This is a genomic window from Serratia sp. B501 (genome assembly GCF_051172315.1).
In the GTDB taxonomy this organism is placed as follows: domain Bacteria; phylum Pseudomonadota; class Gammaproteobacteria; order Enterobacterales; family Enterobacteriaceae; genus Serratia; species Serratia ureilytica.
Window position 1 is genome coordinate 146,222 of the sequence record NZ_JBPIZB010000002.1, and the last position, 11,790, is coordinate 158,011.

Below are 11,790 nucleotides of genomic sequence, written 5' to 3' on the forward strand. Positions count from 1 at the left end.
CGTTTAGTGTAGTCCAGTCCGTCGGAATGGACGTTTACATTACATTTCAACGGATTGCCTTTTAGCCGCCATGTGCTTAAGTTAATCCATTACTCAGGAGGAAAAATGGACATTACCGTTACCGACGCGATTGACGAACACACCCTCGATGCGATCAGGCAAGGCCTGCGCGCTTACAACCTGCCGCATATCGACGCCAGCCACCGCAAGCCGCTCAGCGTCTATGCGCGCGACGAGGCCGGTACGGTGATCGGCGGCCTGACCGCCGAAACCTGGGGCAACTGGCTGAGCGTCGAGTGGCTATGGGTGGCGGATACCCAGCGCGGCAGCGGCCTCGGCGGTCGGCTGATGCGCGCCGCCGAGCACGAGGCGCAGGCGCGCGGCTGCCGCTACGCCCGCCTCGACACCTTCAGCTTTCAGGCGCGGCCGTTCTACGAAAAGCTCGGCTATCAGCTGCAAATGACGCTGAAAGAGTATCCGGTAGAACATGAGTGTTATTTACTTACCAAAACGCTGACTGATTAATGGATGGACGGATGGACAGCAAAAGCATGGTGGTGAACTGTGTGGCGTACAAAGCCGGCCAACGGCTGGGCGAAGTGACCATCGACGATATCAGCGAGGTGGTCAAACAGCCCGACACCTTCATCTGGCTGGGATTAAGGCAGCCGGAGCCGGCGTTTATGCGCAAGGTGCAGGAGGAGTTCGGGCTGCACGATTTGGCGATCGAAGACGCGCTGTGCGCGCACCAGCGGCCGAAGCTGGAGACCTACGGCGACTCGCTGTTCATCGTGGTGAAAACCGCGCAGTGGGGCGAGCACGACGAAATCGAATATGGCGAAACCCACTTCTTCGTCGGCAAAAACTTTCTGGTGACGGTGCGCCACGGCGCTTCGCCCAGTTACGCGCCGATCCGCGCCAAGGCGGAAGAGAACCACAAGCAGATGTGCCGCGGGCCGGGCTTCGCCCTCTATTCGGTGTTGGACTTCGTGGTGGATAACTACCGCAGCGTGGTGGCACGCTTCGAGAGCACCATCGAGAACATTGAAGCCAACATGTTTCAGTCTGAATTCGATCAGGCGGCGATCGAGAACGTCTATACCCTGCGCCGCCATCTGCTGGCGCTGCGCAACGCCGCGCTGCCGATGGATGAAATCTGCAACCAGCTGATCCGCCTGCACGAAGAGGTGATCCCGAAAGAGCTGCGCGCCTACGTGCGCGACGTGCAAGATCACGCCCATCAGGTGGTCAGCAATATCGACGACATGCGCGAAATGCTGACCAACGCCATGCACGTCAACCTGGCGCTGGTGACGGTCAAACAAAACGAAGTGGTGAAACGGCTGGCGGGTTGGGGGGCAATCTTGGCCATCCCGACGGTGGTCTTCAGCCTGTACGGGATGAACTTCGCCGACATGCCGGAACTGAAGTTCCCGTGGGCCTATCACGCCACGCTGGGAGTGACCGCCGTCGGCTGCATTTTCCTGTATCAGAAACTGAAGAAATCGGGCTGGCTGTAAGCGCCTGAACGGCGCTTTTCCCGCCGACGAAAACGATCGCGGGGCGGCTGGGATCACCGGCCGCCCCGCCGCTTCAATACAGCATCGGCCGCCGATCGCGATGCACGTGATTGTGGCGGCCGATGTGCTTGTCATCGGCCGCGCCGATATCCATCGATGCCAGCACCATGCCTTCGCCTGTCAGGCTCTGCGTCAACGGATAGCCGTCGGCGTCGACGATCACCGAACCGCCGATCCACGCAACGCCGCGCTCCGTTTCGCAACGATCGCACACCGCGATGAACAGCCGATTGACGGCGGCGTTGGCCTGGGCCTTCACCATCTCCGCCGGCCGTTCGCCCTGCGGGCGCGGCGCCAGCGGCCAGTTGACCGGCGCGCACAGCAGCTGAGCACCGGCCAACGCAGGCAAGCGCACCCACTCCGGAAACTCGAGGTCGTAACAGATCATCACCGCCAACCGGCCAAAGCGCGTCTCGACGACCGGCGGCGGCCGATCGCCGGCGGTAAAGATCGAACTCTCTTCATGCCACAGGTGCGCTTTGCGATAAATCGCCCTCACTCCCTGCGCATCGATCAACGCCGCGCTGTTGGCCACCTCACCCTCGGGCAGGCGCTCGCAAAAACCGGCGACGATCGCCACATCCAGCTCGCGCGCCAGGGCACACCACAGGCTGAGGCTGGGCCCATCTTCGGCTTCGGCCAACGCCCGCGCCTCCGCCTTGTCGCGCAGCACATAGCCGCTGTTCACCAACTCCGGCAACACGATGACGTTGGCACCGCGCTGCGTTGCCCGGCGGATCGCCTGGGCGGACAGCGCCCGATTATGTTCCGCTTCCCCTACCCGCAGCGCCAACTGGCAGCATGCGACGCTGATTTTTTCCTTCACTCCTGTTCTCCTTCCAATAACCCCTCGCAGCGCAACGCCACCCGCCGTTCGGCCTCAAGATCGAGCTTTCGGCACATGACGACATAAACGCTCCCGGCCACCAGCAGACCGATCAGAAAAGCGATATCCGCGCCGCCCAGTAAAACAGCAAAGGGGCCGGTGTAAAAGCCCAACGTCATGAACGGCACCATCGCCAGCAGGCCGATCGCGTAGGCCGTCAGACCGGAGCCGCCCCAACGGCCGTAGATCCCCGCCGGGTTGAAGATTTCACCGATCGCGTAATGCCCGCCGCGCACCACGTAAAAGTCCATCAGATTCACCGCCGTCCAGGGCACCAGGAAATACAGCATCAGCAGCACGAAGGTATTGAAGCTGGCGAGATAGCTCGCCGGGATAGCCAACGCCACCGCGAACACCGTCAGAGCGACGACGCCGATGCCGGCCATGCGTAATTTCAACGTTGGCGTCACTTTACGGAACGCGTCAATCGCGCTGAGGCTGGTCAGCATTGCGCCATAACAGTTGACCGCCATGATGCCGACCAGCGAAGGCACGGCGATAAGCACAGCCAGCGTGCCGAACCCCGGATAGATGCCATTCCCCACCGCCTGTACGCTGCCGATCGCATCGGGAGCCGGTAAGGCTGAGGCCAGAAACGCGCCCAGCGACATCAGCCAAAGCGCCGATCCGGCCGCCCCCAGATAAGTCCAAAAGATCACGTTGGCCGACGGCGTTTCATGCGGCAAATAGCGCGAGTAGTCGGAAACGTACACCGCGTAGCTGATCTGGTAGCCGGCGGCGGCCGACAGCTGAATCAAAAAGGCCGCCCACGAGAAATGCCCGGCGCCGACGACAGCGTCCATCCGCAGCGACAACACGGCGCCGACCGTCAACACGCCGAACACCGCCATCATCACATAGGTCAGCCAGCGCTGCACCGCATGCAGCATATCGTGGCCGACGATCGCCAACAGCACGGCCACCGCGATCAGTAACGCATACCAAGGCGGACGGTGACCCGGCAATACCGTGTTGATCGCATCGGTCGCGAGAATAACGTTGAACACGTTGAAACCGATGTAAACAAACACCACGGCGGCAAAGGGAACGATGGCGCCACGCAGGCCGAATTGGGCCCGTGACTGGATCATCTGTGGCAGCCCCATGCGCGGCCCCTGATTGGCATGACACGCCATGAAGAACGTGCCGAACCCCACGCCGACGACAATGGCCAGCATCGAATAAAGCGCGCCCAACCCCAACGCCGGGCCGGTGAAACCGACCACCATCGTCGTCAAAACGAAATTACCGGTGAACCAAAACGGCGCCTGATGCCAAACCTTGCCATGCCGCTCGTGACGGGGCACATAGTCTATCGAGCGCACTTCAATTTTTGGGCGTGGCGCCACATTGCGATTGTGCATGTCCCACCTCGTCGTTTCAACGCTCGGTTTGGGTCTGCAGCTGCGGCGCCGGGCGGCTCAGCAGGCTGCCCAGCACGAAGGCGACGCCGCCGCCCAGCAGACCGCCGTAGATCGGGCTGTTGGCGTCGATGCCGTGCCAGATCATCAGCCCCACCACGCACAGGCTGCCGGTCAGCATGCTGGCGATGGCGCCGGCGCTGGTGGCGCGCGGCCAGAAAATAGCCCCCACCAACGGGATCAGCATGCCGCCCACCAACAGGTTGTAAGCCAGCGTTAGCGCCGCCAGCACGTCGCGCACCACAAACGCCAGCCCCAGCATGACCGCGCCCATGAAAAGCGTGGTGAAGCGCCCGGCGGCCAGCCCGCCAGAAGGTTTACGGCGGATGACCGGCAGCACGTCCTCCAGCGCGATGGTCGAAGACGCCAGCAGGCAGGCGCTGGCGGTGGACATCAGCGCCGCCAGGGCCGCCGCGGCCACCAGCCCGCTGACGCCAACCGGCAACACCGCCTGCGCGATGGCGGCGAAGGCGCCGTCGGTATTACTGAGCGACGGCAGCACGATCTTGCCGGCCATGCCGATCAGCGCGCCGGTCACGCCGTACAGCACGCAATAGACGCCCGCCCCCAGCCCGGCGAAGCGCGCCACATTGGCGCTACGGGCGGTGAACACCCGCTGCCAGATGTCCTGACCGATCAAAATGCCGAAGAAGTAGATCAGGAAAAATACCAGAATAGTATCCAGCCCGATCGACGACAGCTGGTAGTAACCGGCGGGCAGCAGGCTGGTGAACGCCTCCCAGCCGCCGGCCTTGACGATACTCATCGGCATCAGCACCAGCATCATGCCGACGGTCATGATGATGAACTGAATGATGTCGGTCAGCGTCAGCGACCACATGCCCCCCAGCGTCGAATACAGCACCACCAGCCCGCCGCCGAGCAGGATAGACGCGCTGAACGACAGGCCGAACATCACCTGCATCACGCTGCCGATGGCGATGATCGAGGTCACCGCCACCATCAGGTCATACGCCAGCATGATCGCGCCGCTGGTGACCCGCGCCGCCGGGTGATACCGCCGCGACAGCACCTGGCTGACGGTATACAGCTTCAGTTTGAGCAGCGGTTTGGCCAGCACCAGACTCAGCACCACAATGCCCAGCCCGAGCGCGCCGCACAGCCAGACGCCGGAGATGCCGTAGGTGTAGCCGAGCTTGACGCTGCCGATGGTCGACGCGCCGCCGAGCACCACCGCCGACAGCGTGCCCAGATACAGCCCCGGCCCCAGGTTGCGCCCGGCCACCAGATACGCCTCTTTGGAGTTGGCGCGGCGAATGCCCATCCACCCCACCGCGCCTATCACCAGAAAGTAAATCACCACAACCAGCAGATCGAGATTCATGGGTACCTCCACTCCGTTGTTATTGTTATCAGGGGGCCCGACGCAACCGCTCCGCCGGCAGGGTCAGTACGCCGGCCTCAGCGGGCCGGCAGCACGCACAGCATTTCAAACAGCAGATTGGCCGCCAGCAGCGCCGTATTGCCGGAACGATCGTAAGGCGGCGACACCTCCACCACGTCGCCGCCAATCAGGTTCAGCCCACGGCAGCCGCGCACGATCTCCAGCCCTTGCCAAACCGACAGTCCGCCGACCTCCGGCGTGCCGGTGCCCGGCGCGAAGGCCGGATCCAGCCCGTCGATATCGAAACTGAGATAAACCGGCGCATCGCCCATCTGCTCGCGGATCTCCGCCATCAGCGGCGTCAGCGACCGATGCCAGCAGGCTTCGGCCGGCACCACGCGGAAGCCCTGGCGCCGTGACCAATCGAAGTCATCCGCCGCATAGCCGCTGCCGCGCAGACCAATCTGCACCACTTTTTCCGGTGCCAGCAGCCCCTCCTCAAACGCGCGGCGGAAGGTGGTGCCGTGTGCCAGCTGTTCGCCAAACATCTCCTCGTTGGTGTCAGAATGCGCATCGACGTGGATCAGCCCGACCGGGCCATGTCGATGGGCGATGGCGCGCAGCACCGGCAGCGTCAGGGTGTGGTCGCCGCCGAGCGTCAACGGCGTGCAGCCGTGCGCCAGGATCTCGCGGTAAGCCGCCTCGATGCGCCGTACGCTGTCCGCCAGGCTGTAGGGGTTAATGGCGACGTCCCCCAGATCGGCCACCTGCAGCCGTTCGAATGGGGCGGAGCCGGTGCCCATGTTGTAGGGGCGGATCATCACCGACTCCTGGCGGATCTGGCGCGGGCCATAGCGGGTGCCGCTGCGATTGGAGGTGCCGATATCCAGAGGAATGCCGACAAAGGCGGCGTCCAGACCACGCGCCTGATCGGCGGCGGGCAGGCGCATCATGGTGGGGAGACCGGCAAAGCGCGGCATGTCGTTGCCGCTTTGGGGTTGGTTCAGCATGGCGTTTCCTTGTCTTGGGCTTGCGATAAATTGAAACATTTAAGCAACATTCGCAGACTACCCCGTTGACCGCACCGGCTACCATTCCCGCTTTTGCATGTAAACATCGAAAAACACGATGTAACTAACCCATTGAAGCGTTGATTTTTATTTCAATCTCATGCCATAAGAAAGGCCATATCTTCAGCGCCGCACCTATTTCTTTGATGTTAAAAATGGGTTAAGCGGCCGACGTTCTGCGGAGGGGCGATGCTCACTAACCTAAGCGATATCGATCTGAAGCTGTTGCGGGTGTTCGTCGCGGTGGCGGAAGCCCAGGGCGTCAGCGCCGCACAGGAAACGCTGCTGATGAACCAATCCACCATCAGCACCCATCTGGCCTCGCTGGAAACGCGACTGGGTTTTCGCCTGTGCCAGCGCGGGCGCTCCGGCTTCCGGCTGACGCCAAAAGGGGAACGCATGCTGATCGCCTGCCGCTCCTTGTTCAACGCCGCCCGCGACTTCACCCGGGTCAGCCAGTCGCTGAACGGCCTGCTGACCGGCGATCTGCAAATCGGCCTGGTGGATAATCTGGTTTCACTGCCGGGCAACCCGTTCAGTCAGGCCATCAAGCACTTTCAGCGGCGCCACCAGGACGTGCAATTGCAGTGCCGCATCTGTTCACCGAACGAGATTGAACAAGGGCTGCTGCACCGGCAGCTCGATCTGGGCATCGGCTACTTTGGCCAGCAGCTGGAGGCGTTGCATTATCAGCCGTGGCTGGAGGAGACGCAGGCGATCTATTGCAGTGAGGATCACCCGCTGTTCGCGGTGGAAGAACCCGAGCGCGAGCAGATTGAAAACGCGCGCTGGGTCAAACGCGGCTACCTGCTGGCGCAGCAGCTGTGCCCGATCGCCCCGCCGCATCTGGCCGCGGTGGCCCACCACATGGAGAGCGTCGCCCATCTGGTGCTGAGCGGCACCTGTCTCGGTTATCTGCCCACCCACTATGCGGCGCGCTGGGTGGAGCAAGGGCTGCTGCGGCAATTGGGCGGCGCAGCGCTCTCTTACCGCGCCACGCTCAGCCTGGTCAGCCGCCCCGTCCAGCCCGATGAGGCGTTGAACGCGCTGCTGGAGGATTTGGCGCGCGCCGCACGCCCATCACCTCATCGCTGAGAGGCCAGCGCCCGATTCATGGCAAACAGCGTGCCGGTTAAAGACAGGACGAGTAATCCGATGATGGCCCAGGCGAAAGAGGGTGCCCCGCCCTTATCGAGCAACATGCCGCCAAACGCGCCACCGGCGGCTACGGCCGTATTCCAGCCCGTCGTATACATGGACTGCGCAACGTCGGCCGCACGGCCGGAAAGGCGTGACAACGCCGTCTGCGTGAGGGTGGCGAAGCCGCCGAAAGCCAAGCCCCAACAAGCGACAGAGAGATAGACCATCGGGATCATCCGTCCCCCACTCTCCAGCAGCACGGCAGCGAGAGCAAAGATGACGATACTCATCACCGTAAGAGATTGGACTCGCCGATCGACCAGCATCCCGGCGACGCCCAATCCGGCAATCGCGCCCAGCCCGAAGATAAACAGAACGATATCGACCCGTTCGGACAACCCCGACGGTTTGAGAAAAGGCTCCAGGTAGATATACAGAATGTTATGGGCAACGATAAAGGTGAACACCACGAATAGCACGGCGCGGATCCCCCGTTGCAAGAATACGCCGCTCAGAGACGGCCGATGCGCCTTAGCCTGACCGGGGAAATCCGGCACGATGGCGATGATCCACGCCACGAGCACGAGCGCCATCAACGTCATCAGACCAAAAGCGCCCTGCCAGCCGATGGCTCGGCCAAGCAACGTGCCGAGCGGTACGCCAAGCACCAGCGCCAGAGTGGCGCCGGCGCCGGAGATCGCAATAGCGCGGCCGCCAAGGTGGGCCGGTGACATGCGTACCGCATAACCAGCCAGCAAAGACCAAACGATGCCGCCGAAAACGCCGGCGAAGAAACGCGTCGCCAATGAGACGTGATAATCGTTCGACAGCGCCGTGACGAAGTTAACGATGGCAAAACCGCAGATCGCGCTCAAGAGCAAGGGGCGGCGCCGCATGCCTTGCGTCAATGCGGTGAGCGGAATAGCGGCGACCAACGCGCCCACGGCATAGGCGGTGATGAACTGCCCCGCCAGGCTTTCAGATACGTTCAAATCGCCCGCGATCGAAGACAACACGCCCGCCGGCATGATCTCGGTCAGCAGCGTGATAAAAGCGGCCATTGCCAATGCCAACAGGCCCCCCAGCGGCAACCGCTCGATGCTCCCGGCAGGCGCAGATATCGTCGTTTGATTCATCAATCACTCCCCATTCAAAGATGTTTCCGCCCATCGCGGATGACGGTTGCATCATGCTGCCCACTCGCCGATAAAAGAAAAATAGGCTAAAGTGAACAACACTCATGACTAAAAAGTCATCAATAAAATGGAAGCCTATGGAAAGCTTGGGTTCTCTCGACGTTTTCGTCCGGGTCAGTGAAAGCCGTAGTTTTACGGCGGCCGGGCAACAGCTGGGGATCTCCGCCTCGGCGGTCAGCAAAACCATTGCCCGGCTGGAGGAACGGCTCAGCGTGCGCCTGTTTCACCGTTCTACCCGCACGGTCAACCTGACGCCTGAAGGGGCCTTGTTTCTGGAAAGGTGTCGACGAATTTTGAGTGAGGTGAAAGAGGCTGAAGCCGAGCTGTTGCAAACGCGGGGAACGCCTCAGGGCAAGCTGCGCATCAGTCTCCCGTCGCTGGGCACGCTTTTCATGCCAAAACTGGGAGACTTCAAGCGCCGCTATCCTGAGATCGAGCTGGATATTGATTATTCGGATCGGCTGGTTGACGTGATTGAGGAAGGTTTCGATGCCGTTATCCGCAGCGGAACCCCGAGCGACTCACGGCTGGTTGCCCGCCGGCTGGGTACCTGCCGCAAGGTTTTCGTTGGCGCGCCGGGTTATTTCAGCAAAGTGGGTATGCCGCGCAAGCCCGAGGATCTGACAAGCCATGCTCGTTTGCATTATCGCTTTCCCAGCACCGGCAAACTGGATGTCTGGCCGCTGGGAGACAAGACGGAGATGATCCCCGAACGGCGAGCCAGCATGGTGACAAATACCCTCGATCCGCAGGTGTGCTTCGCGGAACAAGGGCTGGGCATCGCTTATCTGCCGGAGATCGCCGTGCGCAGACAGCTGGAACAGGGCAGCCTGGTAACGGTTTTGGATGACTACAACCGCGAGAACATGGTTTTTCATGTCCTCTGGCCGTCGGGCCGCCACCTGTCAGTCAAAATCAGGTTATTCGTCGACTTTGTGACGAGCCACCTTTTCCCGCTTTAAACGACATATACCGTCTTAACTGACCGGCATGCGCGCCGGATCGGGATACTGGTATTCAAAACCCAGCTCGTTGCAGATGCGGTTGCCGTCCACCAGCCGCTCATCCTGTTCCGCTTCGTCGGCAAACTGCGGCGGCTCCAGGTGCAGCTGCTCGGCCAGGGCCGGATAGAAATCGCGCTTGGCCGGATGACGCGGCGCGCACAGGTTGTACACGTGGCCGCCCTTCGGCAGCTTGAGCAGCAGTTGGATGGCGGCGATGACGTCGTCCTGATGCACCAGATTCACCCCCTGCGAGCCCCCCTTCACATCGAGTTTTCCCGCCAGGAAGCGGCCTGGGTGGCGATCGGCGCCCACCAGCCCCGCCAGGCGCAGAATGTCCACCGAGGTATTCGGCAGCTCGTGCAGCCAGCGCTCCAGCTCGGCCAATACCCGGCCGGACGGCGAGACCGGCCGCAGCGGCGACTCTTCGCGCAGCGTGCCGGCGGTTTCGCCATACACCGAGGTGGAACTGGTGAAGATCACCCGCGGCACGCCGAAAGCCATTGCGCTGTCCACCAGCATGCGCACCGCATTAAAATAGTTCTCGCTGCCTTCGACGGTGCGGCGCGCGGGCAGCGTGACCACCAGCGCATCCACGCGCAGCAACGACGCCAGATCGTCCGGATCGCAGATCAATTCCGGCGTCAGCTCCAACTGATAACATTCGATGCCGCTCATCCGCGCGGCCTCGACGCCGTCCGGCGTGGTTTTGCTGCCGACCACGTCGTACCCGCGGCCCATCAGCGACAACGCCAGCGGCATGCCCAACCAACCCAGACCAATAATGGCTACCTTTTTCATCCTCTTCCTCTCCTGAAGATCGCAGCGCCCTGCCCTTAAGGCTACGCCACTGCGCGCGGCGATACAATCTGACCGGCTTAAGGTTAGGTAAAGCCGTGTGTGGCTAATAACTCAACCTGTTTCAATAAATTAAATTTATGACGATAAAAAAGAGTTGCACGGCGGACAGCGGATAGTTTAGCTTAATTGCCATACGGTTTTTTACCGACTTTTGCTGAGAGAAAACACCATGACACGCGTTCAGTTCAACCACCATCATCACCATCACCCTGACTAGTCTTTCAGGCGATGTGTGCTGGAAGACGGTTTGTTAATCTTCCAGTGGCGCGCAGAACGCAAGAGAGAGCCCTCGGAAGATTTCTTCCGAGGGTTTTTTTTTGGCTCCGGACAGACAGAAAAGAATAGTTTTTACAATAAATTCATAAAATTACAGATTAAACAGAGGTTACCATGCTGGACAAGACACGTTTACGGATCGCAATGCAGAAGTCGGGCCGCCTGAGCGATGAATCCCAGGAACTGCTGGCGCGCTGCGGCATCAAGATCAACCTGCAGCAGCAGCGTCTGATCGCCTTCGCCGAAAACATGCCGATCGATATCCTGCGCGTGCGCGACGACGACATTCCGGGTCTGGTGATGGACGGCGTGGTCGATCTCGGCATCATCGGCGAGAACGTGCTGGAAGAAGAACTGCTCAGCCGCCGCGCACAGGGTGAAGACCCGCGCTACTTCACCCTGCGCCGCCTCGATTTCGGCGGCTGCCGCCTGTCGCTGGCCACCCCGCTCGACGCCGAATACGCTGGCCCGCAAAGCCTGCAGGACGCCCGCATCGCCACCTCTTACCCGCACCTGCTGAAGCAATACCTCGACAAACAGGGCGTGCGCTTCAAATCTTGCCTGCTGAACGGCTCGGTGGAAGTGGCGCCGCGCGCCGGCCTGGCCGACGCCATCTGCGATCTGGTCTCTACCGGCGCCACGCTGGAGGCCAACGGCCTGCGCGAAGTGGAGGTGATCTACCGCTCCAAAGCTTGCCTGATCCAGCGCGACGGCGAAATGCCTGAAGCCAAACAGCAGCTGATTGACCGCCTGATGACCCGCATTCAGGGCGTGATCCAGGCGCGCGAATCCAAATACATCATGCTGCACGCGCCGAGCGAGAAACTGGACGAGATCGTCGCGCTGCTACCGGGCGCCGAACGCCCGACCATTCTGCCGCTGGCCGGCGCGCAGAACCGCGTGGCGATGCACATGGTCAGCAGCGAAACCCTGTTCTGGGAAACCATGGAAAAACTGAAAGCGCTCGGCGCCAGCTCGATTCTGGTGCTGCCGATTGAAAAGATGATGGAGTAA

The 11,790-nt window shown here is 61.5% G+C and carries 12 protein-coding genes and 1 other annotated feature; of the genes, 6 read left to right on the forward strand and 6 right to left on the reverse strand.

All coding sequences use genetic code 11. The features are described from left to right. Positions 1-105 precede the first annotated feature (105 nt). Complete coding sequence (locus ACSBQV_RS07170) at positions 106-525, forward strand: GNAT family N-acetyltransferase (RefSeq protein ID WP_099783596.1); 420 nt, start codon at positions 106-108, stop codon at positions 523-525. Positions 526-536: 11 nt separating this feature from the next. Further along, positions 537-1,520, forward strand: a complete 984-nt coding sequence (locus ACSBQV_RS07175; protein ID WP_033642493.1) for a magnesium and cobalt transport protein CorA — start codon at positions 537-539, stop codon at positions 1,518-1,520. Between the two features lie 73 nt (positions 1,521-1,593). Here ACSBQV_RS07175 and ACSBQV_RS07180 read toward each other — a convergent pair whose 3' ends face one another. From ACSBQV_RS07180 to speB, 4 genes are all read right to left on the reverse strand, one after another. Then, positions 1,594-2,406 (reverse strand): nitrilase-related carbon-nitrogen hydrolase, encoded by an 813-nt coding sequence (locus ACSBQV_RS07180; RefSeq protein WP_099783594.1) that lies wholly within the window; start codon positions 2,404-2,406, stop codon positions 1,594-1,596. Continuing rightward, positions 2,403-3,830 carry a purine-cytosine permease family protein gene (locus tag ACSBQV_RS07185; protein ID WP_099783592.1) on the reverse strand — a complete coding sequence of 476 codons (1,428 nt, stop codon included), beginning with the start codon at positions 3,828-3,830 and terminating at the stop codon, positions 2,403-2,405. Before ACSBQV_RS07185 ends, ACSBQV_RS07180 begins: the two co-directional genes overlap by 4 nt. 16 nt (positions 3,831-3,846) lie before the next feature. Next, positions 3,847-5,232: a sodium:solute symporter gene (locus ACSBQV_RS07190; protein ID WP_099783590.1), complete on the reverse strand. Its 1,386-nt coding sequence runs from the start codon at positions 5,230-5,232 to the stop codon at positions 3,847-3,849. A gap of 77 nt (positions 5,233-5,309) precedes the next feature. Continuing rightward, positions 5,310-6,242: an agmatinase gene (speB, locus tag ACSBQV_RS07195; protein WP_046686736.1), complete on the reverse strand. Its 933-nt coding sequence runs from the start codon at positions 6,240-6,242 to the stop codon at positions 5,310-5,312. Positions 6,243-6,491: 249 nt separating this feature from the next. Here speB and ACSBQV_RS07200 point away from each other — a divergent pair, with 249 nt between their 5' ends. Continuing rightward, a complete protein-coding gene (locus ACSBQV_RS07200; RefSeq protein ID WP_099783588.1) occupies positions 6,492-7,397 on the forward strand; it encodes a LysR family transcriptional regulator in 906 nt (301 codons plus the stop codon). Here ACSBQV_RS07200 and ACSBQV_RS07205 read toward each other — a convergent pair. Further along, on the reverse strand, positions 7,388-8,578 hold the full coding sequence (locus tag ACSBQV_RS07205) for an MFS transporter (protein WP_099783587.1): 1,191 nt from the start codon (positions 8,576-8,578) through the stop codon (positions 7,388-7,390). The genes ACSBQV_RS07200 and ACSBQV_RS07205 overlap by 10 nt on opposite strands. A 137-nt stretch (positions 8,579-8,715) precedes the next feature. Here ACSBQV_RS07205 and ACSBQV_RS07210 point away from each other — a divergent pair, with 137 nt between their 5' ends. Next, complete coding sequence (locus ACSBQV_RS07210; RefSeq protein ID WP_099783585.1) at positions 8,716-9,600, forward strand: LysR family transcriptional regulator; 885 nt, start codon at positions 8,716-8,718, stop codon at positions 9,598-9,600. Positions 9,601-9,615: 15 nt separating this feature from the next. Here the strand turns inward: ACSBQV_RS07210 and ACSBQV_RS07215 are convergent, their stop codons facing one another. Further along, positions 9,616-10,440, reverse strand: coding sequence for an SDR family oxidoreductase (locus ACSBQV_RS07215; RefSeq protein WP_033642487.1), 825 nt, complete (start codon positions 10,438-10,440; stop codon positions 9,616-9,618). A gap of 229 nt (positions 10,441-10,669) precedes the next feature. On the opposite strand from ACSBQV_RS07215, the gene hisL reads away from it, so the two are divergent. Both hisL and hisG read left to right on the forward strand, forming a co-directional pair. After that, a complete protein-coding gene (gene hisL / locus ACSBQV_RS07220; protein ID WP_100396937.1) occupies positions 10,670-10,717 on the forward strand; it encodes a his operon leader peptide in 48 nt (15 codons plus the stop codon). Next, positions 10,693-10,819, forward strand: a sequence feature (His leader region). It overlaps the preceding gene by 25 nt. A gap of 71 nt (positions 10,820-10,890) precedes the next feature. Then, positions 10,891-11,790, forward strand: coding sequence for an ATP phosphoribosyltransferase (gene hisG, locus ACSBQV_RS07225; protein ID WP_015377256.1), 900 nt, complete (start codon positions 10,891-10,893; stop codon positions 11,788-11,790).